This is a genomic window from Planococcus notacanthi (genome assembly GCF_030407825.1).
GTDB lineage: Bacteria > Bacillota > Bacilli > Bacillales_A > Planococcaceae > Planococcus > Planococcus notacanthi.
Genome location: NZ_JASDCQ010000003.1, coordinates 388,756 through 415,479, shown reverse-complemented (window position 1 = coordinate 415,479; position 26,724 = coordinate 388,756). Strand labels below are relative to the sequence as shown.

At 46.0% G+C, this 26,724-nt stretch carries 27 protein-coding genes; 8 read left to right on the top strand and 19 right to left on the bottom strand.

Annotated features, from left to right (window positions below; all coding sequences use genetic code 11):
- Positions 1-103: 103 nt before the first annotated feature.
- Genes QMA01_RS13370 through acpS form a run of 4 tightly spaced genes read right to left on the bottom strand, consistent with a single transcriptional unit; the run spans position 104 to position 2,313 of the window.
- Positions 104-454 (bottom strand): type II toxin-antitoxin system PemK/MazF family toxin, encoded by a 351-nt coding sequence (locus tag QMA01_RS13370; protein WP_008432415.1) that lies wholly within the window; start codon positions 452-454, stop codon positions 104-106.
- Positions 455-458: 4 nt separating this feature from the next.
- The gene (locus QMA01_RS13365) at positions 459-743 is read right to left on the bottom strand and encodes a transcriptional regulator (RefSeq protein ID WP_191715577.1); all 285 of its coding nucleotides are present in this window, start codon (positions 741-743) and stop codon (positions 459-461) included.
- A gap of 43 nt (positions 744-786) precedes the next feature.
- Positions 787-1,944 (bottom strand): alanine racemase, encoded by a 1,158-nt coding sequence (gene alr / locus QMA01_RS13360; protein WP_191715576.1) that lies wholly within the window; start codon positions 1,942-1,944, stop codon positions 787-789.
- 12 nt (positions 1,945-1,956) lie between these two features.
- Positions 1,957-2,313: a holo-ACP synthase gene (gene acpS, locus QMA01_RS13355; RefSeq protein WP_191715575.1), complete on the bottom strand. Its 357-nt coding sequence runs from the start codon at positions 2,311-2,313 to the stop codon at positions 1,957-1,959.
- A gap of 68 nt (positions 2,314-2,381) precedes the next feature.
- Between acpS and QMA01_RS13350 the strand changes: the two genes are divergently transcribed.
- A complete protein-coding gene (locus QMA01_RS13350; RefSeq protein ID WP_191715574.1) occupies positions 2,382-2,990 on the top strand; it encodes a rhomboid family intramembrane serine protease in 609 nt (202 codons plus the stop codon).
- 55 nt (positions 2,991-3,045) lie between these two features.
- On the opposite strand, the gene QMA01_RS13345 is transcribed toward QMA01_RS13350, so the two are convergent.
- From QMA01_RS13345 to QMA01_RS13305, 9 genes are all read right to left on the bottom strand, one after another.
- Positions 3,046-4,557: a PH domain-containing protein gene (locus QMA01_RS13345; protein WP_191715610.1), complete on the bottom strand. Its 1,512-nt coding sequence runs from the start codon at positions 4,555-4,557 to the stop codon at positions 3,046-3,048.
- Positions 4,550-5,029 (bottom strand): PH domain-containing protein, encoded by a 480-nt coding sequence (locus QMA01_RS13340; RefSeq protein WP_191715573.1) that lies wholly within the window; start codon positions 5,027-5,029, stop codon positions 4,550-4,552. Before QMA01_RS13340 ends, QMA01_RS13345 begins: the two co-directional genes overlap by 8 nt.
- Before the next feature lie 147 nt (positions 5,030-5,176).
- Positions 5,177-6,691, bottom strand: a complete 1,515-nt coding sequence (cshA, locus tag QMA01_RS13335; protein WP_191715572.1) for a degradosome RNA helicase CshA — start codon at positions 6,689-6,691, stop codon at positions 5,177-5,179.
- A gap of 334 nt (positions 6,692-7,025) precedes the next feature.
- Positions 7,026-7,724 carry an alpha/beta hydrolase gene (locus QMA01_RS13330; RefSeq protein ID WP_191715609.1) on the bottom strand — a complete coding sequence of 233 codons (699 nt, stop codon included), beginning with the start codon at positions 7,722-7,724 and terminating at the stop codon, positions 7,026-7,028.
- 86 nt (positions 7,725-7,810) lie between these two features.
- Positions 7,811-9,169, bottom strand: coding sequence for a UDP-N-acetylmuramoyl-tripeptide--D-alanyl-D-alanine ligase (locus QMA01_RS13325; protein ID WP_191715571.1), 1,359 nt, complete (start codon positions 9,167-9,169; stop codon positions 7,811-7,813).
- Between the two features lie 13 nt (positions 9,170-9,182).
- A complete protein-coding gene (locus QMA01_RS13320) occupies positions 9,183-10,253 on the bottom strand; it encodes a D-alanine--D-alanine ligase (RefSeq protein WP_191715570.1) in 1,071 nt (356 codons plus the stop codon).
- A 73-nt stretch (positions 10,254-10,326) separates the two neighbouring features.
- Positions 10,327-10,644 (bottom strand): DMT family transporter, encoded by a 318-nt coding sequence (locus QMA01_RS13315; protein ID WP_191715608.1) that lies wholly within the window; start codon positions 10,642-10,644, stop codon positions 10,327-10,329.
- Complete coding sequence (locus tag QMA01_RS13310) at positions 10,644-10,991, bottom strand: DMT family transporter (protein ID WP_191715569.1); 348 nt, start codon at positions 10,989-10,991, stop codon at positions 10,644-10,646. The genes QMA01_RS13315 and QMA01_RS13310 overlap by 1 nt, the downstream gene beginning before the upstream one ends.
- Before the next feature lie 87 nt (positions 10,992-11,078).
- On the bottom strand, positions 11,079-11,849 hold the full coding sequence (locus QMA01_RS13305) for a hypothetical protein (RefSeq protein ID WP_191715568.1): 771 nt from the start codon (positions 11,847-11,849) through the stop codon (positions 11,079-11,081).
- A gap of 159 nt (positions 11,850-12,008) precedes the next feature.
- Here QMA01_RS13305 and QMA01_RS13300 point away from each other — a divergent pair, with 159 nt between their 5' ends.
- Entirely contained in the window at positions 12,009-13,190 is a 1,182-nt protein-coding gene (locus tag QMA01_RS13300) for an FtsW/RodA/SpoVE family cell cycle protein (RefSeq protein WP_191715567.1), read from the top strand.
- Positions 13,191-13,220: 30 nt separating this feature from the next.
- On the opposite strand, the gene QMA01_RS13295 is transcribed toward QMA01_RS13300, so the two are convergent.
- Positions 13,221-13,361: an Lmo0850 family protein gene (locus QMA01_RS13295; protein WP_191715566.1), complete on the bottom strand. Its 141-nt coding sequence runs from the start codon at positions 13,359-13,361 to the stop codon at positions 13,221-13,223.
- 233 nt (positions 13,362-13,594) lie between these two features.
- Between QMA01_RS13295 and QMA01_RS13290 the strand changes: the two genes are divergently transcribed.
- The 4 genes from QMA01_RS13290 to QMA01_RS13275 all read left to right on the top strand — a co-directional run bounded on the left by QMA01_RS13290 (position 13,595) and on the right by QMA01_RS13275 (position 17,915).
- A complete protein-coding gene (locus tag QMA01_RS13290) occupies positions 13,595-13,918 on the top strand; it encodes a metal-sensitive transcriptional regulator (protein ID WP_191715565.1) in 324 nt (107 codons plus the stop codon).
- Between the two features lie 16 nt (positions 13,919-13,934).
- Positions 13,935-14,156, top strand: a complete 222-nt coding sequence (copZ, locus tag QMA01_RS13285; protein ID WP_191715564.1) for a copper chaperone CopZ — start codon at positions 13,935-13,937, stop codon at positions 14,154-14,156.
- 76 nt (positions 14,157-14,232) lie between these two features.
- Positions 14,233-16,620: a heavy metal translocating P-type ATPase gene (locus tag QMA01_RS13280; protein ID WP_290215186.1), complete on the top strand. Its 2,388-nt coding sequence runs from the start codon at positions 14,233-14,235 to the stop codon at positions 16,618-16,620.
- A 113-nt stretch (positions 16,621-16,733) separates the two neighbouring features.
- Positions 16,734-17,915, top strand: coding sequence for an MFS transporter (locus QMA01_RS13275; protein ID WP_191715562.1), 1,182 nt, complete (start codon positions 16,734-16,736; stop codon positions 17,913-17,915).
- Between the two features lie 557 nt (positions 17,916-18,472).
- On the opposite strand, the gene QMA01_RS13270 is transcribed toward QMA01_RS13275, so the two are convergent.
- The 3 genes from QMA01_RS13270 to QMA01_RS13260 all read right to left on the bottom strand — a co-directional run bounded on the left by QMA01_RS13270 (position 18,473) and on the right by QMA01_RS13260 (position 21,449).
- On the bottom strand, positions 18,473-18,793 hold the full coding sequence (locus QMA01_RS13270) for a DUF5658 family protein (protein WP_191715561.1): 321 nt from the start codon (positions 18,791-18,793) through the stop codon (positions 18,473-18,475).
- A 412-nt stretch (positions 18,794-19,205) separates the two neighbouring features.
- Entirely contained in the window at positions 19,206-20,063 is an 858-nt protein-coding gene (locus QMA01_RS13265; RefSeq protein WP_191715560.1) for an SDR family oxidoreductase, read from the bottom strand.
- Between the two features lie 93 nt (positions 20,064-20,156).
- Positions 20,157-21,449, bottom strand: a complete 1,293-nt coding sequence (locus QMA01_RS13260; protein ID WP_290215185.1) for an MFS transporter — start codon at positions 21,447-21,449, stop codon at positions 20,157-20,159.
- Between the two features lie 115 nt (positions 21,450-21,564).
- On the opposite strand from QMA01_RS13260, the gene QMA01_RS13255 reads away from it, so the two are divergent.
- Positions 21,565-22,788, top strand: a complete 1,224-nt coding sequence (locus tag QMA01_RS13255; RefSeq protein WP_290215184.1) for a helix-turn-helix domain-containing protein — start codon at positions 21,565-21,567, stop codon at positions 22,786-22,788.
- Positions 22,789-22,801: 13 nt separating this feature from the next.
- On the opposite strand, the gene QMA01_RS13250 is transcribed toward QMA01_RS13255, so the two are convergent.
- Entirely contained in the window at positions 22,802-24,355 is a 1,554-nt protein-coding gene (locus QMA01_RS13250) for an aminotransferase class V-fold PLP-dependent enzyme (protein ID WP_290215183.1), read from the bottom strand.
- A gap of 17 nt (positions 24,356-24,372) precedes the next feature.
- Positions 24,373-25,488, bottom strand: a complete 1,116-nt coding sequence (locus QMA01_RS13245; protein ID WP_290215182.1) for an NAD(P)/FAD-dependent oxidoreductase — start codon at positions 25,486-25,488, stop codon at positions 24,373-24,375.
- A 170-nt stretch (positions 25,489-25,658) separates the two neighbouring features.
- On the opposite strand from QMA01_RS13245, the gene QMA01_RS13240 reads away from it, so the two are divergent.
- Positions 25,659-26,504: an MBL fold metallo-hydrolase gene (locus QMA01_RS13240; RefSeq protein WP_191715555.1), complete on the top strand. Its 846-nt coding sequence runs from the start codon at positions 25,659-25,661 to the stop codon at positions 26,502-26,504.
- The last annotated feature ends 220 nt before the right edge of the window (positions 26,505-26,724 follow it).

The window sequence follows — 26,724 nt, the reverse complement described above, 5'->3', positions numbered from 1 at the left end:
CGGAAATTCATTTTTTTCACATCTTTTTTGTCGGCACAGCCATTTTCAAGAAAAAACACCCTGAGAAAAAGCTCTCAAGGTGTCTTTGTAGGAGTATGTATGATTAGAATTTAACAAGGCCTACACTGATTTCCAGCGCCTCGTCCACTTTTTCCATCAATGTATCATCAAGCTGGGTAATTTTATCGGTCAGCCGCGACTTATCAATAGTCCGCAATTGTTCAAGCAGAATAACTGAATCACGTTCAAAGCCATATTTCTTGGCGTTGATTTCTACATGAGTCGGCAATTTGGCTTTTTGAATCTGTGCTGTAATTGCAGCTATGATGACAGTAGGACTGAAACGATTACCTATATCGTTTTGAATCACCAGGACAGGGCGGGTCCCACCTTGCTCAGACCCGACAACTGGTGATAATTCTGCAAAAAAGACATCCCCGCGTTTTACAATCAAGTTGTCACCCTCCGCTTACGAGTCGCACTGTCGTGTGCTCCGCTTCGTACTCAGCGTGAGAACATTCACAAGCAATCGATAGATTGATCTGTGACATCTCTACGTAGCCCTTGATCATCGCTTCCCGAATATGATATGAGTCGTACAGATTTTTAGTCACTCGATGTGTGGAAACGTAGATATAATCTCCACTTTCTTCAACACGTTCATCTGAATGAGTCGTCAACTCTGAGATAAATTGCTTTGGCAATTTAACAACCACTTCTTTTGTCTTTGACTTCTGATACACAGCCGACACCTCCGAAAATCCCGTTCTTCTGCCTTTATCTTTCTCATCTTAACATTGTATCGGGTTCCTGAAAAGGTAAATCGGAAACTTCTGTGCTGTCCGAGTATACTCGAGGCACCCGTTTCGTTAAAATACAAGGGATTTCGTAAGGGATGGTATCAAGCTTCCGTGCCCATTCGTCAATAAAAATCCGTTGTCCTGCCTGACTGCCGATCAATTGAACTTTTTCTCCGATCGGCAGTTTTTCAGAAATGCGGATCATGCACTGATCCATGCAAATCCGGCCCACAACCGGAACACGCTGACCTTTCACCAAAACCTCCTGCCCTTGCAAGCCGCGCAGCATTCCGTCCGCATAGCCGATCGGCAAAGTTGCAATCCATTCATCCTGTTCAGCCTGATAGGTAGCTCCATAGCTCAGCGCCTGTCCTGCTTTCACTTTTTTCACGTGAATAATTTCTGTTTCCAGACTTAGAGCCGGATGCAATTCAAAAGGCATTTCTTTGCCTACATAAGGAGACGGTGCAATGCCATACAACGAAATCCCTACACGCACCGCGTCAAATGACATCTCCGGGTGCATGATGGCGGCAGCACTATTGGAAACGTGGACCATGATAGAAGGATCAGCCAATTTATCAATGACGCTGTTCATTGCACGCACTTGCTCCAGAAACAACCCAGAGTCCGCTTCATCGGCCGTGGCAAAATGAGTAAAGACGCCTTCAAAACCAAATTCATGATCGGCGATAAATTCAAGCGCCTCGTCTACTTCGTCCAATTGAACACCGATACGCCGCATTCCGGTGTCCACTTTCAAATGGATCTTCAGCGTATCCAGTTCCGGCGCCACATTCACGGACGCCATTGCCAGCCAGTCGAGGGAAACAGCGGTTACGATAATGTTATGCCGCTGCGCGACTTGAATGAAATTCGGAGGAGTCGCCCCGAGGATCAGCAAGTCTGTGCTGACCCCTTGTTCCCGCAGGTAAAGAGCCTCGTCCGGAGTCGCCACTGCCAACAAGCGGACACCATTTTCAATCGCTGTCTTCGCTACTGCCAGAACCCCATGTCCGTATGCGTCCGCTTTGACCACTGCGATTACTTCCGCACCTCCGCTTCTTTGCTGAAAAGCTGATAAATTCTTTTTGATTGCACCTAAATCAATGACCGCTTTTGTCGGCCGATAATTTTCTGTCATCGTTACACCGCCTTAATAATTTGTCTGCAATAGAACCTGCGCTGCTGCAAAGTCCTTTGAATGAGTGATGGAAACCATACCGGTTTCTGTATTCCGAAAATAGATGGAAGGCTTACCTTTGGCGTCTTTTCTGATTTCAATATCCTGAAAAGAACAGGCACCGCCAATTCCAGTTCCATTGGCTTTGGAGAATGCCTCTTTTGCCGCAAAGCGCCCTGCCAAAAATTCCACTTTTCTGGCTGCTGTCAACTGCCCGTATTCGGCCAGCTCAGATTCAGTCAGTACACGTTCACGAAACTTAGGCGACCGGGCATCCAACCGATGGATTCGTGAAAGTTCCACGATATCCAAACCGATTCCTGTAATCATAAATGTTTCTCCTTTCAATCGCAAACAGGTAACAGGTATAATTAGAAATATGAAATAGAGGTGACAAAATGTTTATTCGAACAGAAAGCTTTAAGCAATACTTGCGTATGTATCCGGTCGTTTCCACTTTAATCGCCCTTAATTTACTGGTTTATGTATTGACGTGGTTACCTGTCTTTGGCGAACTGCTTTATTTTTATGGAGTTGGCTCGAATTTTTACATTGCAGAAGGCCAATGGTGGCGATTCTTTACACCGATGTTTCTGCATGGTGGATTGATGCACCTGCTGTTTAATATGTTTTCATTGTTCCTGTTCGGACCTGAATTGGAACGTTTGACCGGCAAAGTCCGCTTTATCACGATTTACCTGGTAGCTGGATTCTTCGCATCAGCGGCCACTTACTTTTTGCAGCCGCTCGATTATGCCCATGTAGGAGCAAGCGGAGCGATTTTTGGAGTGTTTGGCGCATTTGGCGCATTGGTGTACTACGGCGGACGCGCATTGCCTCAGCTCAAACAAATTATACTCCCAATTATCGTCATTAGTATAGTCATGACTTTCTTGACACCGAACGTCAACGTCACGGCCCATATCGCTGGAATGATCACCGGATTTTTAATCGGCCTCAGTTATTTCCATCCGAAACGGATCGTCAGTTGGCGCGCAAAAAAATAAAGACAGCCGGAATCATGATTCCGGCTGCTTTTTTATGTCAAGAATTCGGGTTGATTCAATGCTTCAACTCTTTGTTGCCGGAAGGTTCAAACCAGGCAAGAATGCGGCTGGCATCGGCTTTTTCCATATGGGGAGTTGATGCAGTCGCTCCCATCATCCCAGATTTGATCGTTGAATTTATAGAAGCCAGCTCTTTGCGGCGCTGGAAATAACTTTGCGTCACCTGCACAACCTGCACGCGTTTCTTCAGCATAAAGAATCGATGCTTGCTGATCCCTCTGAATTGCATCGTCAATTGTTTATCTGCCAGCGCATAGCCCACCGTCCGATGCTGCCAAATTCCGATAACCACAACAATTGGCACGATAATCAACGCCAAGAGGCCATACGGATAGAAAAAATACCCTAAAGCTGCGAATACCGGCGAGAACCAAAGCAAGTCGAGGCGATAGAAAAAGTGGACGCTTCGTTTTGGTGCCTTGACCAGCTCGGGTGTCCATTCCAGCTCCGGAAACAGCTCTGCCAATATTGGAATCATCCGTTCTGTTTTCACCAAAGGAAACAGGCGGATTTTTTCATCTTTATCGCCAATAGACCCTCCTGCACTCTCCACCATTACTGTCGCATATCCGAAAAGTTCACGCAGTGGATTTTGGCTCACTTTAATGCCTTGAACGCGCTTGAGAGGGACAGAAACCTTTTTCTTTTCCAGCAATCCCCTAGTGATATAGATATGGTCTTCATCCCGCTGAATGGTAAATTGGTAATTCGCAAAAATAGTCATAATGACCGAAATAACCCATGCCACCAACAGGACAAAAAAGATCGTCAACGCTACAATCAATGCTCCAAAACGCAGAAACAGCATCACTTCTTCGTAAATGGCATCATAAGGAATCAATTCGGAAAACTGCGATAAGAAGATTGCCACTGCTGAAATTACCACACCGATGCCGCCGGACGTTGTTGCCAGAATCAGCAGTTCTTTCATCGACATCCGGTAAAGCACTTTTGCTTCTTTTTTCGGAAGTGGCTCGACTTGTTCATGCGGCCCCATTTCTGCGGCCGTTTCTTCAGGAAGCTGGCGTTTAGCTTTTTCCATTTCGTTTTCAATGCGATCCGCATCTTCTCTCGAAATTGCTGTCAGTTCCGCTTCCGCCTGACCTACTTTTCCGGAGCCTGCTGTTTCCACTTTCACTTTCACTAAGCCAAGAGGACGGTGGAATATGCCTTCCGTGTAGTTCAAGCTTTGGATCCGATCAAACGGAATATATCTTTTTTTCTTTACAAACAAGCCATATTCAATACGCAATTCCCCATCTTCAAACCAATAGACAAAACGTTTCCACTTGATGATTCCGCCGACCAACAGGAATACCAGAACGACACTGCCTATTATGATTGGAATCAGGCCTTGCCAACCTTGGTTGAACATTGAACTGACGCCGCCGTCCCTGAATATATTGACACCGAAAATAATGATGAACGGGAGAATCAATTCTTTTAAGCCTTTAACGAAATTGATGAATGCAGAAATGGGGTGCAGTTTATAACGTTCTTCATACATCATCTTCCGCCACCCTTGCTAATACGGAAATTCTGGCTCTCAGTTCATCGGCTTCGGCAGTAATCAAAGCTGGGATGGTATGTGTGGTCGCCGCTGTGGATATCGAAATCTCCGCTAAATCGTATTTCCGCAAAATCGGACCTTGTTCCGTATCCACGTGCTGGACACGCACCATCGGCACGAGTGTCCGGGTAACCACAAACAATCCATGCTGCAATTCGATTTCTTGTTCCCGCACTTCGTAACGCCAGCGTTGCCACCGGATTTTCGGAAACAGGTAAATAAACAGAAAACCGAATAACAGAATCACCCCTCCATAAAGGGCATAAAGCCATTGTGGCCATTCAAAAAAATATGTTAAAACACCTGCTCCAACCGCAAGCAATGCGAGGACCGCCGTTTCCATGCTTCCATAGACACGCCATACCGTCAGTCCTTTTCGTGAAATTTGATTTTTTGGTTGGTTATCCATTTTCTTCTCTCCAATCACGTTTCCCTATTCATTATACAGTTTACCCAATGGAACGTTTCATCCAATTGTACATGAAATTTGGACAGCAAAAAAGGGCGCATGCCCAAACAGTTTCCTGTTCGGCATACACCCTTGAAATAATCGGTATTAAGATTCGCTGCGGCGAGTTGTACGTCCTGGACGTCCGCCACCGCTTCCGCCTTCACGGCGACGGCTTGCGCCTGAGCTTGCTCCACGGCTTGAAGATGGGCGTGCTGATGAAGAACGGTTGCCTTTATAGCCGCCGCCTCCGCCACTGCGTCCGCTTCCGCCTTTACCTTTATATCCGCCGCCTCCGCGTGATGGCAAAGGACGTTCTTCGGAAATAGAGACTGGAACATCTTCCGGTTCTTTAGTCATTGTTTTAATTGCAGCAGCAACTAAGTCAACAGCGTCAAAGTTTTCCAGCATTTTAGCCGCAAATTCACGGTAATCGCCTAGATTGTTTTTCTCTGTCATTTCTTGCAATTGCTCCATAGCAACGCGTTTTTGGCCAAGTACAGCCTCATCAGCAGTTGGAGGAACTAAAGCTTCCATTTTTTTCTTAGTTGTACGTTCAACGATGCCCAAGTAGCCCATTTCACGAGGTGTTACAAACGTGACTGCGACTCCTTTTTTACCTGCACGGCCAGTACGGCCGATACGGTGAACATAGCTTTCAGGATCTTGTGGAATATCAAAGTTGTATACGTGTGATACGCCTGAGATATCCAGTCCACGAGCTGCTACGTCTGTTGCAACTAGGATGTCGATTTTGCCTGCTTTGAACTGTTTCAAAACTGACATACGTTTTGCTTGGCTCAAGTCGCCATGAATTCCTTCTGCAAGGTATCCACGGATGTTCAAAGCTTTAGCTAATTCGTCAACACGGCGTTTTGTACGTCCGAAAATGATTGCCAGTTCAGGCTGTTGAACATTCAAAAGACGTGAAAGAATGTCGAATTTTTCGCGTTCTACTGATTTAACATAGAATTGCTCAATGTTTTCAACAGTCATTTCTTTTGATTTGATTTTAACGATTTCAGGAGTTTTCATGAATTTCTCTGCAATACGGCGGATTGCATCCGGCATAGTCGCTGAGAACAACAATGTTTGGCGAGTATCAGGAACACTTGCCATGATTGTTTGAATGTCTTCGATAAAGCCCATGTTCAACATTTCGTCTGCTTCGTCAAGGATCAATGTGTTTACATTATCCAATTTAAGAGTACGGCGGTTGATATGGTCTAATAGACGTCCTGGAGTACCAACGATAATTTGCGGGCGGTTTTTAAGTGCACGGATTTGTCGGCTGATTTCTTGGCCGCCGTATACTGAAAGAATACGCACGTTTTTATCTTGGCCCAATCTGTAAAGTTCTTCAGAAACCTGGATTGCCAATTCGCGTGTTGGTGCGATGATCAATCCTTGAACATTACCGTCTTTAGTGTCGATTTTTTCAATCAAAGGAATCCCGAAAGCGGTTGTTTTACCAGTACCGGTTTGTGCTTGTCCAATGATGTCCTTGCCTTCCATTCCAAGACGGATTGTGCCCTCTTGAATCGGTGTTGCTTCTTCAAACCCCATACGTTTTACGGACTTTAAAGTTGTTTCGCTGATATTTAACTCTGAAAATTTAACCAAATTTTTTCAATCTCCTTTTGTCTTCATCTTATTTACAAATGGTGTACATTTTAGATGAATTAGTGACAAGGTCGAGCCTTTATGAGGAAGTTTCACGTCGAAAATCATACTCTGTAGTTTTAAGTCAGAGGGGATGTGTGAACAGGAAAAGCTCGGGCTTTGCCGAGCGGTCTGATCGGCGGGTGTTTGATGCCCTATCTATAGAACAAACCGTTTTGCTCAAAAAAATACTCTTCACAGGGAAGAGTGTTTCAAAAATGTATCCATTGCTTTCAAAAGAATAACACGTATCCCCTCTATTTGCAATCAATACACAAAGGTTCTAATAATCAGTTTAATCTGCGCCTTTATTCATAAACTCCAAAACTTCTCTAAACCAATCGTCGCAATCATCGCTGTAGCAGATCAGATGCTTCCCCGTTTCCGAGTGGATCATGTGTTTTTCAGCCGACCCGATATGATCGTAGATGAAATCCGCTGCTGAAGCCGGGACAACACTATCCTTGCCGCCTTGGACAATACAAACCGGAACTTTGATCTTATCGTAATAGGGCTGGACCATCTTTACTACACGCAGAAATTCGACAGCTGAACTGATGGGCGTATTCATCAGCTTGTATTCGTAAAGATGAAAAGATGCATTTTCCGCAATTTTTCCGGCTAGCACATCTCTCATAGCATCCTGCACTTCTACAAAAATTTGCGCCGGACTAATATATTTGGCAGCGGCACTCAGCAGGACCAGCCGGTCCACCTTGTAGCGCATCGCCAAATACATAGCGATCAACCCGCCCATCGAGAATCCGACAACAATAATACGATCCGCGACTTTCTTCAATCTTTTTAACGCAAGTTCCGCTTCCATCATCCAGCTTTCAGCTGAAATGCTCTTTAATGCCAGCTTTTCACCATGCCCTGGAAGCGTCGGTATTTCTACGATCCAATCGGTTTGATCAACCAAAAAATCAGCAAATGGTTCAACTTCAAACGGACCTCCTGTAAAACCGTGGATACAAAGAACGCCGGTCTTCAAATCATTTCCCTCTTTTCGCTGCTTGCCCATAGCTAATGGAGCAGGCTGCGCTTTTTTATTCGCCATCAACGGCATTGCTGCAGACATTATTGAGCAGTAAACGGTTCAATGACATTCTCCAAAGCCATGCCACGCGAGCCTTTCACTAAAATGACCGCATCATTATTGATGTATTTTTTCAAAAAGTCGACAATCGGTGCGTAATCATTTTCGCTCCAGATCAATTTGCCTCCATAGACAGGCTTCAACTCATCGTAAAGCCACTTCATACGTGGGCCATACAAACAGACACCTTTTAAGTTATCGGAAATGTATTTACTGAGCCCTTCGTGATAGCTTTGCTCGTCATCTCCAAGTTCAAGCATATCGCCAAGGACAATCCATTTTTTATCTTTCATCGTCGTTTCGCGAATGAAATTCAAAGCTGCTTTCATTGATGAAGGTGCAGCGTTATAAGCATCATTTATAAAAATGGCGCCATTGTCCGCTTGGATCATCTGCATACGCATATCCGTCAATACCGCATCCTTCAAGGATTTACGAATTTGTTCTTCTGACAATCCAGCTTCCAGAGCGATCAAAATGGCTGCTAAGGTGTTTTTCACCTGGTGCTCACCTAAAACCGGAATTGTGAAAGCTGCATCTATAATTCCGCTCACCATAAAGCTGCTGCCATTTTCGGTAGCTTTGATGTCCGTCACCGTCAACTCGTTATTGTCATCGAATCCGAACGAAACGCCTTGGGGGAAGTCTTCCATAAACGGCTTCAGCAAAGGCTCATCGCCGTCATAGAAAAGCTTTCCATGCTGTTGAAGCCCTGCAGTGATTTCGAATTTTGCTTCTGCAATGCCTTCACGCGATCCCAAGTCCTGCAAATGCGCCTCACCGATGTTGGTGATGATTGCATAATCAGGTCGAGCTAATTCAGATAAGAATTCTATTTGCCCTTTGCCGCTCATCCCCATTTCCAGAACGGCGACTTTCGTGTCTTCGTCCAATGACAGGATGGTAAGCGGCAAACCCAACTCGTTATTGAAGTTGCCTTGTGTTTTTTGCACTTTGAAATAAGGTTTCAAAACGCTTGCCACCAAATCTTTTGTCGATGTCTTGCCGTTTGAACCGGTGATTCCGATTACGATCGCCGACAGCTCGTCGCGGTATGCGCGGGCCATTTCCTGCAACGCAACTTCGCAATCATCGACAAAAAGCAAAGGCAGATCATCCGGTGCTCCTGGTTCATCACGTTGCCACAGGGAAGCAGACGCCCCCAGTTCGATGGCTGAACGGACGTATTTATGCCCATTCACTTGTTCGCCACGGAAAGGAATGAACAGATCACCCGGTTTAAGTGTTCTTGTGTTGATCGAAACCCCTGTAACGTCCAGACCTTTTAAATTCGTTTTGATATCCAGCCATTTGGCTACTTGCTCAATCTTTTTTTTCATTTGGCTTCTCCACTCAATCTATTTTAACTTGAAGTAATTGTTTTTCTTCGTGCCGTTCAATCGCCAAAGAAACGAGGCGTTCGATTAATTGTGGATACGGAAGCCCCGTATTCTCCCATAGCAACGGGAACATGCTGTAAGGCGTGAAGCCTGGCAATGTATTGACTTCATTGATCAGGATTTCATTGGCCTCTGTCACAAAAAAGTCCGCACGGACAAGTCCTGAACAATCTAAGATCTTAAAGGCTTTTTTAGCATCTTCTTCCAGCTTCGCATAGACCGTTTCGTCCAATTCAGCTGGTATGACCATCGCCGTATTGCCATCTTTGTATTTTGCCTGGTAATCATAGAAAGCTTTCAATGGTTTGATTTCGCCGGCTACTGAGCATTCAGGCTCGTCGTTTCCAAGTACGCCAACTTCGATTTCACGGGCAACCACGCCCTGTTCCACCACGATTTTACGGTCATACTTAAGCGCTTCTTTGACTGCAGCAACCAATTCTTCCCGGTTATCCGCTTTGCTGATTCCGACACTCGACCCCAAATTCGCAGGTTTGACGAAAACCGGCCAAGCCAGTTCCGCTTCTACTTTCTCTACCCAAAAATCCTGATTCGTTTCCCAGTCTCTTCTAATAAAGTACACATAAGGAGTCTGGTTCAAACCTGCCTGCTCGAACAATTGCTTCATCACTACTTTGTCCATACCAGCCGAAGAAGCCAGGACACCGTTTCCGACGTAAGGAAGATTCATCACTTCCAGCAATCCTTGAACAGTGCCGTCCTCCCCGTTCGGTCCATGCAATAAAGGAATAATGACATCCAATGCTTTATCGCTTTGCAATGGAAGGAAGCTCGAAATGTCATTCGGCTTGGAAAGATCGCCAGCCAATTGAAGCTGTTCAATCGTTTCCGCCATTTTTTCAAGGCGTTCCCCTTTTCTCCATTCGCCGTCATGCGTAATGTAGATTGGGTAAACTTCGTACGCATCAAAATCAAGTGCTTTTGTAACTGCCAAGGCTGTGGACAGAGAAACTTCATGCTCTGCCGATTTGCCTCCATATAATAAACCAATTCTTTTTTTCATCAAAGAAACCTCATTTCATTTTCCATATTGCTTAGTTTATCACGAACCTACGGTGACTAATAATTTTTTCCTGTCAGCCGCCGAATATTTTCAGACCGGCTACACCTGCAATGATGCAGGACAGGAAAAACATTTTCGCCGGTTGCCGGCTTTCTTTAAAGAACAGCATGCCGACCAAGACACTGCCCGCCGCTCCAATGCCGGTCCATACAGCATAGCCTGTCCCCAATGCAATCGTCGTCAAAGCGAGGGACAGCAAATAAAAGCTGAGTGCACCAGATAAAATGGTCAAGACTGTATAGAATTTCACTTTAAAACCATCCGATAATTTCATTGTGGTGACAAAAGCCACTTCAAATAATCCAGCGGCAATCAAAATCAACCAAGCCATCATGATTCCACGCCCTTACCGGAAGCTTCTTTTCCATCCATTACCTTTAAACCGATGATTCCGAACAGCAGCAAGCCTAAAAAGAACAGCTTTTCCAAACTTGCATTCTCATCAAATAACCAAATGCCGAGAACCGCCGTGCCTGCAGCCCCAATGCCTGTAAAAACCGCATAAGCTGTACCGATGGGAATGGTCTTCATGGCTATAGCGAACAGCAGAAAGCTGATGACAATAAAAATCAATGTGACAATAGAAGGAACAACATTGGTAAAACCATCAGCCAGTTTCAAGCCGATCGCCCAAATAATTTCCGTTATCCCTGCAATCATAAGGTAAATCCAAGCCATCTAATTGCCTTCTTTCATTTGCAGATTACGTTTTCTCTGACCGCGGGCTTATTGTCAGCCCAAAAAAATAATACCTGTTTCCAGGTATCATTGCCACACTTTCTGTTTTCTGTCATAAATGATTTTTCGCGAAATCCCTTGTTTGGTGTATTCCTCGATGTCGGACCAGAATTCATCCAAAAAGGAAATCTCCTCGACCGGCCGGATATGCAACTCGATTGTATTTTTTGTTTTTTCGGGGTCCACCAATGAAATGAGTACGCCTTCTCTGTAATTCTTTTTCAAGGATTTCAGGATGTCGGTAGGCAATTCAGGAATCAGGTCTTTTGATTTTCGGCGCCAAAAATTTTGTCCGTTTTCTTCGCGCCGAATCAAATACGTAAAATAATTTCCGACAAGCTCATTCAGGCGTTCTAAATTGCGGAAGTATATTTTTGTGGTTTCTTCTTCTTCGCTGGACAGATAGACAAATTCATTTTGCAGCGTGGCATAGAACGGCGATTTAACCGGTTCTTTTTTATGGCCGATATACAGCAATTCCGCTTGTTCTTGAGGCGTCAGGGAGTTCAATTGTTTTTCGTTTTTAAAATCGACCCAGCAGAACTCGCTTTTTTTGTTTGCACGTGCTTTCCGCAGCTGCCCAAACTCTTCTTGCGTAGCAAATTCCATATGGGTATGCATGTTGAAAGAGGCATCTTCATACGGGTGCTTCAACAATAACAGGTTTTTAGGCAATTTCATGGCGTCCAAAAAATGGGCGAAGGTAAGTCCACTGAATAAGGCAAAATGATCGGATTCGTTCAAATAAATATATAAATGCTGTATGTAAGCATCCGCGTTCAGCGGTTTCTTCACCATATCCCCACCTCCATTCCATTTTCTATTATACGTCCAAAATGAGTAAATATGAAACATCTCTGCTCTAATTGCGTCATTACTTTTGTCATGCGCATATTACAGATTTATACGTTATAATATAGTGCGACTCATAATAATAAAAAGTACAGGTGAAAATACATGCAAACTAACAAAAGCTTCACCGACCGAATCGATTGGTCGCTGGCTTTCATTTTATTCCTCTTCTTCATCGTCAGTTTAGTGGCTATTTCTTCTGCCCAGACTTCAGGGCAATATTTAACGAATTTTGTTCCGCGACAAGCTTTATTTTACATTATTTCTGTGGGCATGATTGGCGTTTTAATGTATTTCGATCCTGAACAATATAAGAAAATGGCTTATTATTTATACGGCTTCGGCATCTTGCTGCTGATCCTGTTGATGATATCGCCAGACGGTGTCGGTCAGATCGCCGAACCGGTCAACGGCGCCAAAGCATGGTTCCATACGCCATTCGTCAATATCCAGCCAGCGGAGTTCATGAAAACCTTCTATATATTGGCATTGGCAAAAATGATTTCTTCCCATCACGAGCAAAACCTGCTGAAAACCATCAAATCCGACTTTTATTTACTCGGAAAAATCGCTCTTTGTGTAGGGATTCCGCTCGGTTTTATCCTGCTTCAGCCCGACCTTGGTACTGCACTCGTGTTTATTGCCATTACATTGGCTATCGTCGTTGTTTCAGGAATCTCCTGGAAGATCATTGTACCAAGTTTCGGAGGAGTCGCGGTCATCGGCGGATTACTGTTATGGATGACCATCAACGCACAAGACTTCCTGTCCAATGCTTTTGGGTTAAAACCTTATATGTTCGAACGAATTTATACGTGGCTTGATCCCTATTCCTATGCGGAATCCGGTGGATATAACCTGATTGCTGCGATGAATGCCATCGGTTCAGGAGAAGTCTTCGGCAAAGGCTACCAAGGGCGCCAAGTTTATGTTCCAGAAAACCATACGGACTTTATCTTTACTGTTATATCGGAAGACTTCGGATTTATCGGAGCCAGCGCAGTGATTATCCTGTTCTTCATGTTGATCTATCATTTGACCAAAATCACCTTGCAGTTTAAAGATACATTCAGCACTTATGTATGCGCAGGAATCATCGCCATGGTGACGTTCCACGTATTCCAAAACATCGGAATGACTATCCAGCTTTTGCCGATTACAGGAATTCCTTTGCCTTTTATCAGTTACGGAGGCAGTTCATTGATCGGGAATATGCTGGCGCTCGGAATTGTCTTCAGTATGAAGTTCCATCATAAGAACTATATGTTCGATAAAAATAAAAAATAAAAAACTCCGACGCCGTGCGTCGGAGTTTTATTATTGTTGAGACTGCGCTTGAATCGGTTGAGGCAAGGCAATCGCTTTTATTAATTCCACGCGAGATTTTGTGATTTTTGCTTGGATTCCCAGTTTCGATAAATTTGAAACAATGCTGCGAACATCTACATTTTTCGCCATCCATATCACCTCTTTGTCATTTCTAGTACTTATAAAGACGTATTTCAAACTGCCATGTTTCACAGGCAGAAGTATTATTGTTGACTTTTCTGTGTCTATGCATATAATACCATCATTTCAGGATTTTAAACTTATCATTTTGATGACAAATAATAAGGATGTGTAAATCTCTTGATTCACATACCCCTGTGAGGTATAATCGAATTAGAAATTAAGTATGGGAGGATCTTCAGATGAGCGAATTGATCGAAGAAACCATTGCACTCGATGCATCTTGCCGAAAAAGCCATCATCCTCCTTCTGTGAAACGCGATTTGACCACTCGGCTCAATCGTGTGGAAGGCCAGATCCGGGGCATAAAAGGTATGATAGATAAAGATGTTTATTGTGATGACATCATCACGCAGCTCGCGGCTACTCAGTCAGCATTGAACAGTGTCACGAAAGTGCTGCTTGAAGGCCATCTAAAAGGCTGTGTCAAAGATCGCCTTGAAAATGGCGAAGAAGAAGTTTTGGACGAACTGTTAGTCACGATTCAAAAAATGATGCGTAAATAACAAGGAGGAATTCACTTTGAAAGAACAAATCAACTTGCAAGTCAGCGGCATGTCATGCCAACATTGTGTCAGCTCAGTAAAAGACAGCGTGATGGCATTGCCAGGAATCGATAAAGTAGAAGTTTCTTTGGAAAATGGTTCAGTAGATATCGCTTATGACGCTTCCGCAGTGGAAGTTAGCCAAATTGCAGAAGCAATCGAAGATCAAGGATACGATGTAGCTACTTTAAGTGAATAACTGCGGAAACGCGGTTATTTTTTTGAAAATAATATACCCCCATTAGGTATATGCCGATGGAAAAGGTGGGATTGTGATGAGTACTAAACAAACGGAAGTGGCCATTACCGGTATGACCTGTGCTGCCTGCGCCAACCGCGTAGAGAAAGGCCTCCAAAAATTACCCGGCGTTTCAGCAGCCAGCGTCAATTTTGCTACCGAAAAAGCATCTGTAGTCTACGATGATGAACAGGCCTCGATGACCGATATGCAGAAGAAAGTGGAGCAATTGGGCTATGGTGTCCAACAGGAAGAAATCGATTTTTCAATCCAAGGCATGACGTGCGCCAATTGTTCTGCCCGCATTGAAAAAGTATTGAATAAAATGGAGGGCGTTCAACTGGCCAACGTTAACTTGGCAATGGAAACCGGTCATGTTTTGTATAATCCCGGCACCGTCACTCCAGAAGATTTTGTTAAGCGGATCCAATCGCTCGGCTATGACGCAGTCCTTAATCAGGAAAGCGATGAAGCAACGGACCATAAACAACAGGAAATAAAAAAGAAAACCCGTTTGTTCTGGATTTCAGCTGCCCTCTCCTTTCCATTGCTGTGGACCATGTTCAGCCATTTCTCTTTTACATCCTGGATGTATGTACCGGATATCCTCATGAATCCACTCGTGCAGTGGGCGTTGGCTACACCAGTCCAATTTTGGATAGGCGCTTCTTTCTATAAAGGTGCGTATTTTGCTCTAAAAAACAAATCAGCAAATATGGATGTCCTGGTCGCACTCGGAACATCCGCTGCTTACTTCTATAGCGTCTACCTGGTTTTAGCCAATTGGAATATGGGCCATAATATGGGATTGTACTTCGAAACCAGCGCTGTCCTGATCACGTTGATCATTTTAGGAAAAGTTTTTGAAGCAAGAGCTAAAGGACGTTCTTCCGATGCCATTAAAAAGCTGATGAAGCTGCAGCCGCAGCATGCATTAGTTGAACGCGGCGATGATTTCATCAGTTTGCCGATTTCCGAAGTTAAAACTGGAGACATCCTGCTGATTAAACCGGGTGCATCCATCCCGGTTGATGCCGCCGTCCTTTCCGGCAACTCAGCTGTTGATGAATCCATGTTGACCGGTGAAAGCTTGCCGGTCGATAAGGAACAAGGCGATGCCGTCTTTGCGGCCACCGTTAATTCCAATGGTTCTTTGCGTGTACGTGCCGATAAAATTGGAAAAGATACCGTCTTGTCAAACATCATCCGCGTCGTCGAACAGGCGCAAGGTTCCAAAGCACCAATCCAACGGCTCGCTGATCAGATTTCCAGCATCTTCGTTCCGATTGTTGTGGGAATTGCCATTATCACGTTCATGGTTTGGTATTTCCTAGTTGCACCCGGCAATTTTGCGGCTGCCCTTGAAAGCACCATTGCAGTGCTGGTCATCGCCTGCCCTTGCGCACTTGGTTTGGCAACACCAACTTCAATCATGGCGGGATCCGGACGAGCTGCTGAACAAGGCGTTTTGTTTAAAACAGCCGAATCCCTGGAAAATACGAAGCATATCGATACCATTGTCTTGGATAAAACAGGCACCATCACCAATGGCCGTCCAGTGGTAACGGACTTTATCCCAGCAGATGGATTTGATCTGGAAAACTTAAAAAACCTGGCAGCCAGTGCCGAAAGCCAATCTGAACACCCTGTAGCTCAAGCTATTTCCGAATTTGGCGAAGCTAACTTGAATGTCGATTCTTTCAAAGCGGTGCCCGGACACGGCATCCGTGCTGTGGTTAGTGGCCATGAAGTGGTCATGGGCAATCGCCGTTTGATGGACGGGCATGCAGTAGATGAAACCAAAGCTGAAGCGATGGAACGGGATGGCAAAACCGTTATGTTCATGGCAGTTGATGGACAGTATGCCGGCTTGATCGCCGTTGCTGACACCATCAAGGAAACAGCGAAGCAAGCGATTCAGGAAATGAAGAACATGGGACTTCACGTGGTCATGCTTACTGGAGACCAAGAACGGACAGCTTTAGCCATCGCCAAACAAGTCGGAATCGATGAAGTATTTGCCGGCGTCCTGCCTGCCGAAAAAGCGGATGTCGTTTTGAAACTCCAAGGCCAAGGCCGCCGCGTCGCCATGGCAGGCGATGGATTGAATGATGCTCCTGCGTTAGCAAGCGCTGATGTCGGCATGGCGATGGGCACAGGAACAGCCATCGCCATGGAAGCTGCTGATATTACTTTGATGCAGGGCGATTTATTGAGAGTGGTCGATGCGATACAGATGAGCCGGTTGACCGTCCGGAATATTAAACAGAACCTATTCTGGGCCCTTGCTTACAACACCATCGGCATCCCGATTGCCGCAGCCGGTTTTCTGGCTCCATGGCTTGCTGGTGCAGCGATGGCGTTCAGTTCCGTATCGGTTGTCATGAATGCTTTGCGCCTCCAGCGGGTAAAATTGAATAAATAATGATGAAGCGCTAAGAGGCCCCGAAATGGGCCTCTTTTTTATGTCATTGTCCTAACGTTGAAACAAGGGTAAAATGAGGGCATATTCTTTTGAGAAAGCAGGAATTCCTTATTATGAAAAAAACTATTCTACTTCTGATGTCTGTCCAGTTTTTCGTTTACCTGGGATTCGGCATTATCATACCTATTTTACCCGAAGTCATCGTCCAGCAAGGATACTCGGAAATTCACGTTGGTGGCTTGATCACTATTTATGCGTTGTCTTCCTTTTTCACAGCGCCGCTTTGGGGCAAGCTATCTGATAAAACCGGCCGCAAGAAACTGATTCTTCTAGGCTTGGCCGGATTCAGCTTGAGCTTCTTCCTGTTTTCGCTTTTTCTTGATAACCTCGTGCTGCTTTATGCTTCACGAATTGTCGGCGGTCTGTTCTCTGGCGCACTGTATACAGCTGTTACCGGTTATGTAGCAGATATCACAACAAATGAAGAGCGCAATAAATACATGGGCCTGCTTGGCATGTCCATTGGCCTCGGCTTTATTTTCGGACCTGCAATCGGCGGTCTGCTGGGAGCCGTGTCGCTGTCCTTGCCATTTACGGCTTCCGCAGTTCTGATCTTATTGCTGATGGGTTATGCGAGCCTGGTTTTAAAAGAACCGGTCCGCAAAGGTGAAGCGGTGAAGCGTGCCCTTTTGCCCAAAGGCTCCAGTACGCTTTGGCAATTCCGCATCCGTTATCTGTTCCTGTTTTCTTTCATGGTGACGTTTCTGCTCGCGGGATTGGAATCGACTTTTCAATTATTTCAAATCGATCAAATTGAAATCACGCCGCTTCAACTTGGTTATTTGTTTATGGCCAGCGGATTTGTGGATGCTGCCATCCAAGGCGGTGTCGTTCGCCGCATTAAAGACGGCACCGAAACGAAATGGATCATCGGCGCACAAGTCGTCACCGCTCTTGGATTGGTGATTCTTCCCTTTACTAGCAGCCTGGTCTTTGCCGGTGTTGCACTCAGTATCTTTACGGCTGGAAATGCGTTGGCACGGACAGCATTAGTATCGTTGACGTCAAAAGAATCGGGCGGCAAATACGGCACAGCTGCAGGCATGACGTATTCCATGGACAATCTCGGCCGCATCATCGGCCCGTTGTCCTTCACCTGGCTCTTGACCATCCAAGCTGGCAGTATCTATTATCTGTCTGCAGCTCTCGCCCTGGCCAGCATTCTCTTGATTGTTCTCTACAAAGCTTCCAATAAAACTTTGCGCACGACCGAAAAAGCCGGCGCCCCTGTTTAAATGGACAGCCGCTTTATTTACCACAATAAAGAAAAGGCGTCGCTTTCCGCGACGCCTGAGCTTGTAGACAAAAGAATATTTATGTTATTTCTAGAATGAATAGCCGAACGGGCATCGTTATGCCGGATCCTGCGCTCCAGACGGACGCTTTCCGTGGACGAAGCGCTGAGCCTCCTCGTCGCAAGCTCCTGCGGGGTCTCATCACTCCGTTCTTCCGCAGGAGACGCCGCCTTGCGCTACGGATCTTTGTATGAAGGAGTTATCAAGTTTATTGAGACGATGGTTTGCGGATCCTGACTAGCAAGCCCTTTTCTTTGATTGGAGCTGCACGTCCCCGATCGGGCTGGCCACCGAGACTCCTGTGGGACAGCGGAAGCTGAAGACCCCGCAGGAACGCAGTGACGAGGAGACTGAAGCTGAGCCCACGGAACGCGAAGTGGCCGGACCGGTTGGGGGGTATGCACCACTATTCATTTTGTAAAGACTTTGTCTTCAGTCTGAGGCGTCGCTTTCCGCGACGCCTTTTTTTATGTTCAATAGCTAGCGGATCTGATCTGTCAGGTAAATAAAATCAATAGCCAGAATAAATGAAGAAGGAGTATGAGGGAGTAAAGTGTATTGACTAAAATGAGGGTGTAGCGCCAGTTGCGGGATTGTATGCGGACAAACGGTGTATACAGAAAGCCGAATAGGCACAGGGACAACAGGAATTTAGTCACCAGGAGAGCCAGTGGAGAAAAGGAAGCCAGCAGTGGGTTGGCCTCTGTAATGGCGCCAAAAGAAAGGCCCATATACGTCAAAAAGCCATCAAGGAAATTCAAAATCACCAAACTCCAAATATGCTTTTTCAACGGCGTACTCCGCTCTTCCGTCCCCATACTCGACACCTCCCCTTTTTAACCGGCTGTGTATCCTTAGTAATGGGCTACCCACAAAAGAGGTGTTCTAGACAATAATCATAGGTATTTAATAATATATATTTTCGGTTTTGATAGATTCTAAAAAGAAGCGCATAAAAATAGGTCCGCATCTGAGAAGATGCAGACCTATTTTTTTACATGGTGCTTATAGTGGGCGGAGCTGTGCGGCAGCTTCCGCTTTTCTTCATTGTCCAGACTCCAGCTGCCAGCTCCTCGGGTCGTAAGCCACTCTGGCTATGGGGCAAAGTACGCCGCTTCGCCAGATCGTCTTACGCCTGTCGGAGGCTCGCAGGATGCGAGTCAGCTAACCGTTGCGACACGACGTCGCGCTCTTAGGTTAGCTTCTGCTATTGGCAGCTTCCGCTTTTCCTTAGTAAGGTGATCCTCCGTTTATGTGCAGGACCTGGCCAGTTACGTAAGAGGAGTCGTCGGATGCCAGGTAGACATAGCCGGGCGCCAGTTCGTCCGGTTGTCCCGGGCGCTGCATCGGCGAGTCGCTGCCAAACCCTTCTACCGTTTCTGCATCAAAAGATGCCGGAATCAGCGGGGTCCAGATAGGTCCCGGCGCTACGGCATTGACTCGGATTCCTTCTTTTACAAGTGAGCCTGACAACGCGCGTGTAAAAGCCAGGATGGCTCCTTTGGTCGAGGAATAATCGATCAACGTCGGCTCTCCGCGAAAAGCTGTAATGGATGTCGTATTGATAATGGATGCGCCAGCCTTCAGATGATCCAGTGCGGCTTTTGTCAGGTGGAACATACTGAATACATTGGTGCGGAATGTCCGCTCTAACTGCTCGGCAGTAATATCCTTCAAAGATTCCTGGACATGCTGTTCTGCTGCGTTATTGACCAGGATATCCAATTTTCCGAATTCATCGACCACTCTTCCGACCGCTTCTTGGCAGAAGGATTCATCTCCCAAATCTCCTGAAATCAACAGGCAACGGCGTCCTTCCTGTTCGACAAATTTCTTCGTCTCTTCAGCATCCTCGTGTTCATCCAGATAAGCAATTGCCACATCTGCTCCTTCTTTAGCGAAAGCAAGCGCAATTGAACGGCCGATTCCGCTATCGCCACCGGTTATTAAAGCTGTCTTATTCGGCAGCCGCTGTGCCTGTCCGGCCAAATTTCCTTTAAAATCAGGTTTCGGCTCCATTTCCGATTCAAATCCCGGTTGCCGTTCCTGTTCCTGCGCGGGTATATTTTCAGGTTTATTTTTCTCCATTTTATCCCTCCAACTATTTATTTCAGATTGTTTTACGTTTTTCCCTTATTCTTACAAAATAAACCTGCCAATAAAAAACCAGAACTTCTGTTTTCACAGAGGTTCTGGCTGATTTGAAAGATTCTTTTGCAGCTCCGGATGGGCTTCCTTAAGAACGGACGGGCGCATCAAGTATCCGGTTAACACAATAAGGCAAAAGCTGCTTGCCCCTACCACATATTCTGCCGGCACCACATCATACAGCAAGCCGAATAAAAGATAACCGAGCGGCATCATAGCCATCGCCATCGATTCGAGAATGCCGAAAACACGACCGCGGTATTCCTCATCCACATCTTTCTGCATCATGACACCAATCGGCGTGTTGACAAACACGTTTGTCATACCGAAAGTCAGCATGAGCAACAGGAAATAAACGACCATTACCCCATAGGACATGCCAACAATTAAAGGAATTGCCATCCCCGCAAGCAACACGGACATCCCCAGTATTCCTCTCTTAGCAAACAGCAAAGGAAATCTCACTTCCTTGCTGATTGAAAAATAGATGGAAGCTGCCAGCATCCCTACTGCGATCATCGCTTCAATCATCCCAAAATGCGTGGCTTTTACATTTAATTGCTGAACTGCGATAAAGGGCAAACCGATCATCATAGAGGAGAAAAAGAAATTGATGCCAATAGCAACCGTTACAATAACGGTTATGACGCGATTGGATTTTAAATAAGAGAATCCTTCTTTCATTTCTGTCAGCATGGTCTTTGTCGCTTCGCCTACTGCTCGTTCAGCGCGGACGGTGTACAACTTGAAGTTCATTGTCGACTCCAGCAGAACCGCAATCGCATAAGCCCCTGCTTGGATCATTAAAAAGACATTCATCGAAACAAATCCAAAGAGCATGCCACCGACCACCGGCCCACCGATTGCAGCGATGGAAATCGCTGATTGGTTAAAGCCCATTGCCCGTTGGATTCGGTCTGGGTCAATCAGATTGGCGATTGAAGAAGAAAATGTGACACCGGTAAACATTGAACTGATGGACAGCAGCGCAGTCGTCGTATAGATGGCCGTCAGCGATAAGCCATTCAGCAGGCTGTAAATGAGCAATCCTGCAACTGATAACATACTGACCACTTGAGACAGAACGACGATGGTTTTTTTCGAATACTTATCCGCGGTGTACCCTGCAAAAGGCGCCAGTAGCGATCGCGGCAAAATGCTGCAGATCAAATTAATCGCGAAACTCGCAGCTGATCCAGTTAACGCCAATACGTATAAACTGATGCCAAATGCGTAGACAGAACTGCCGAATGTCGAAATCAACTTGCTGGCTGTAAACGTATACAGATGATAACTTGCTTGTTTGATGCGTGCTGCCTCATTCATTCTTTTCCACTCCCCAGTGAAAGTTTAATTTAATTAAACAAAATATAACACGAGAAAACTAGCATTGCAATAAAAAGTTTAATATAATTAAACTATCGAAAGGACAGGTGAGTTAATGGCTACTTTGGGTGAACGCATCCGAAATTTACGCAAACAAAGAGGATTAACACTGCAGGCTCTGGCAGGCGACCAGCTGACAAAAGGCATGCTGAGTTTGATTGAAAACAATAAGGCAAACCCTTCCATGGAAAGCCTTGCTTATATAGCTGAACGCTTGGAAGTGGACCGAAACGAATTGTTGGCAGACATTCCGACCCATGAATTGCGAGATTTATTAAAAGAGATTGAACAACTTTATACGCAAGAAATGATCAGCAATGAGCTGATCATAAAGTACAAAAAAATTGCCGGCAAAATAAAACCTTATATTGACAAACTGCCTTTTCGCTACGAATCTGCACGGCTCCTTGAAATCTACAGCCGTTGCAGCTACCATACCAAGCAGAATGATTGGCAAATCCCTTTAGCGCAGGCTGAAGAAATTTACGAAAGCCTGCACATGATCAATCAAAGTGCTGACCTTTACATTTTCCGGGCATTAATGGCTTTCACAGAACATCGCTATAAGGAAGCCCTGACCATCATCCAGGAATCCCGGAGCACTTTTGAAGAACGCACCGGCATGTTGGATCCCTTGAAGAAATTGGATTTTGATTATTACGAGTCTATTCTTTACTCAGCTGTCGGAGATGGAGAAAACTCGAAACGTTTAATGGAAGAAGCCATCACTTACTCCAAAGAACAACAGCTGTTTTACCGAATTGATGCGCTTTATCGCTTGGCTGGGTTTCAGGCTATCTTGAACGGAGATATCGTCAATAAGGATTTCTACATTTCCAAGCTTCGCCTGTTCGCTGATTTTACCGATGACGAAGAAATCAACGCGGTTGCGGATGCCCTTGAAATCCATTACCTGAATTCTTTTGCTCACGACTACGAAAAAGCCATGGCTTTAGTTGAAAAGAACTTGGAAAAACATCCGGAAGACAGCATCTTTTTATTCGCATTGGAAAAAGGAAAAGCCTTGTACGGGCTTGAACAGTTCGAAGATGCTTTGATATGGCTGAATAAACATAAGCTTTGGGAGTTCTTGCACCACCCTTATGATTTATCGGTTCATTATGAAAAAGACGCTTATCTGGCACTGGTTTATGCAGAGCTTGGCCAAAATGAATTGGCGCTAAAGCATGCCACAATCGCTAAAGAGCTGATCCAGCCCATGCCCGATTCGCCACACAAAACGCTCATCCTGAAAGTCTATGAGCAAATGACCGCATAGCAAAAGCCCGCCATCAACTATGGCGGGCTTTTGCTGTTGTATGATAACGCTGATAACAATCGTGGAATTCCAGGAACTGCGCCCAGTCTTTTTCAAATTCCGGCTGGATGCAGGATACCTGGAAAAGACCACGTTCCCTCAAATAACCACTTGCTGAATGAAGCTCAAATCCTGATAAATGGGCATCCTGAGCCAAAAATTCAGTGTTGGTTGTTGTCTGGAAAGTCCGGGATGTCGGGTAACCGGCAGCCAGCACAGGCCAGTCCTTTGTATCTGCTTCCAGCTGCCTGAAGCGCCGCTCCAAAAGCTCCCAGCGCAAGGGGTAAGCGCCTAATGCCCGCTTCAGGCTTTCCAGCAAACTGGCAGGAAACGTAAACGGAATATTGGCGAAATAAAGTCCCAAATCCAAATAGCTCGGCAAGTTGGGATCCGGTTGAATCTCATGGTGGGCAAAGACGATGGCGATTCCACTCATTGTTCCGATGGCCTTGCCGCTTGCCGCGGTCGCCATCCAGACATTTTCCAACGAAAATGGCAATGCGCCAAAACTGCTGATACAGTCCAGACATAGCCGGATCTTCTGCTGTTTACAGACATTCGCCAACCGACGAAAATCGTTCAGTTGGCCGGTTGAGGTTTCACCATGAACCATCAGCACCCAGCCATACCCTTCCGCACCCAGCTGTTCCGCTATCATGTCAAAATCAAATGCCTGGCCCCAGACTTCTTCCTTCACTTTAAAATCCAAGTTGAGGCGTTCTGCCTGATTGGCCAGTCTCCTGCCAAATTCCCCGTTTACCAGAACCAGACCTTTAGCGTCCAGCCGCTTGATTTGTGAAAGCATCGCTTCATTGGCCAAGGTTCCGCTTCCAGCGAGCAAATAAGGCGTCGAGCCTGCCATGCCATAGAGCAAGCGGTCCACTTCCTTCCGAATGTTGTGGAAAGCCGCTGACCGGTGGGAAACCGGCGGTTGTTGAAAAGGTTCCCCCAGCTGCGCAGTTAATGCGACAGGTCCAGGGACGAACAACCGGCGTTTCACCTGCAGCCTTGCTGCGACAGAAGCGTTGTATTGGCTTACAGTGGTGACCATTGGAATAAAGATGGCTTCACCCTTTCCAACCGGATCCGCAAATGGCCGAAAACCCAATTGGCCATACAGCTTCAATTGCCGAGTCGTTCCGGAAATGACTGCCGAGTCAAAGCCCAGCTCCAGGCAGAAATCGGATAATGCGCTGGCTAAAAGGAAAAAGACACGGCCGTTGCGGTGTTCTTTACGGACTGCCAATAGGCGAATTTCACAGATGCGGCCGACGTCCGGCAACAATGCTTCAACTTTCCCGATTTTCAGATCCAGAGAAAAAGGACGCTCAGAACGCAGCGCAATCATACCCACAAGGTCCGTCCCCGACAATACAATCAGGTAGGTGTTCTGCTCATGGAAAGGATCGGTGCGCATACCACTGGCTTCCTTCTCATGTTGGGGAATTTCTTCGACAAAGGTTTCATAATTCAGGCGTGCAATCTCATCGAATTCAGCTTGCGTCCGGGCAATCTTGCACCAATACATAGCTGTCCGCCCCCTTTTCAGCTCTTGATTGCTTCTTCTACTTGATAAAGACTCAAATCGATATCAACAGGTTCCCCCAGCACCAGCTTTGCCAGTTGTCCTCCCAGGTAAGGTCCAGCGGTCAACCCTGAAGCTCCCAGACCATTGGCTGCAAAAAAGTTGGGCTGTCCCGGCACTCGTCCGATAAAGGGCAAGGCACTTGTCGTTGCTGGGCGGAAGCCTGTAGCCGCTCCCGCGATTTCAGTCCCCGCAAGCCCTGGAGCTGCTTCCAATGTTTTATCGAGAATGTGGTGCATGCCGCCTGCCGTCAATTTCTCATTAAAACCGGCGCCATTTTCATGTGTGGCTCCTGCCACGATTCTTCCGTCATCAAAAGGGACGATGTATTGGCCGTAAGGAACCATTGCAACCGGCCAGTTGCCGGTCGGCTGTCCTTCCGCCTGCAAATGAAGGATTTGGGCTTTCTGAGGAACAATGTCCAAATCCAACCCCAAAGGCTTGAACAAGTCAGCTGCCCAGGCGCCTCCTGTTGAAGCGACCCGATCTGCCAGCAAACGTTCCCCGCCTATGGTGACCCCTATCACCTGTGATTCTTCGATAAGCAATTCCGCATTGCCTGTCAGGCGTCGCGCTCCCAGTTTTACAGCTGCTGAAATCAACGCATCGCGAATGGCATGGCCATCGACACGTGCGGCACCGCTGACCCACAACGAACCATATTCTTCCGTTGCAAATGGAAAGAGCTCTCTTGTTTCATCCGGCGACAACCGCTGGATGTCCCCCATTTCCGGTGCATCTACACGCCGTTCATGAGCTTTTTGCTCCATCTTATCCAGCTTGCTGTCTTCATGGATACTGACGATTCCCACTTGCTTATAACCCGTATCCGTTTCCCCTAAAGCTTCCAGCTCACGAATCAGTTCCGGATAATATTTGGCACCGCCCTTTGCCAGTCCGTACCACGCTTTGTTTCGCCGTTGCGAAATCCATGGACAGACAATTCCTGCCGCCGCTCCCGTAGCTTGCCCTTTGTCGCCCCGATCTATCAATAGTACTTGTGCTCCGGCTTTAGCCGCATGATATGCAGCAGAAGCCCCTAGTATTCCTGATCCAATAATAATCAATGATTTCATTTAAACACCCAGTTTCACAAAGACTTGTGTCTTCATTCTAATCCAGTAAGCAAGGAGACTCAAACCTATTCCATGAATTTGTCCGTCAACGGATTCAAATGTTAGTTTTTGGGGTAAAGCTTAACATACTAGAAAGTAAACGGAAGTTTTTAAGAGGAGGAATCAGTCTTATGGAAAGAAGTTCAGCAACTGAAAGCATTTTGCCTATGACGTCCATTCGAAGCGGATCGGGAATCGAAATGACCCCTGATGTTTACTGCTATACCGTACAAATCGCGAATGTCTTCTTTATCGGCAACCCCGAAGTCAGCAACGAATGGGTATTGGTCGATGCAGGCATGCCGCATTCCGCAAAAAAAATCCTCAAGGCGGCAGAGAACCGCTTTGGGCCTGACCATCAATTGAAAGCCATCATTTTAACCCATGGCCATTTTGATCATGTCGGCGGACTGATTGATATTCTGGAACAGTACAAAGTACCGGTTTACGCACATCCGCTTGAATATTCGTATTTGAAAGGCATCACCGACTATCCACAGCCTGATTCGTCTGTGGAAGGTGGCATGGTCGCAAAAATGTCGAAGATGTTCCCCGTTAAGGCCATCGATATCACGGCCCACCTTCATGAATTGCCTTCAGATGGCAGTGTGCCGGGTATGTCTGGTTGGCAATGGATCCATACGCCTGGCCATTCAGAAGGACACGTTTCCTTGTTCCGGGAACAAGGTCGCGTTCTGATTGCTGGAGATGCTTTTGTGACGGTTAAACAGGATTCCCTCTACAAAGTGATACGCCAGAAAAAAGAAGTTCACGGTCCCCCGGTCTATTTAACGACAAATTGGCGTGCTGCTTGGGAATCTGTCTGCAAACTGGCGGACCTCCAACCGTCTATCGCAGCAACTGGGCACGGCAAACCAATGAAAGGGGCGGCACTCGCCAAAGGATTGGTTTCACTCGCGGAAAACTTCCAGAAGACAGCGGTGCCTGCTTACGGAAAGTATGTCCATACAAAATAAAGAAAGTCTGTTACAGAGAGAAAAAAGGAATATCCCATGGAGCCATAGATTTAGTCAGTTATAGAAACAGCGCCATTCAATTTCCAGCAAAAAACAGCGAGATTAACCCTCTGCTGTTTTTTGCTGATTTTCATGTTATCTTAAAAAAAGGAAAATTCGAAATACGATGTTTAACATTTATTTAATACGGGTATAACAGTAAAGCAGTCTCTGTTTTATT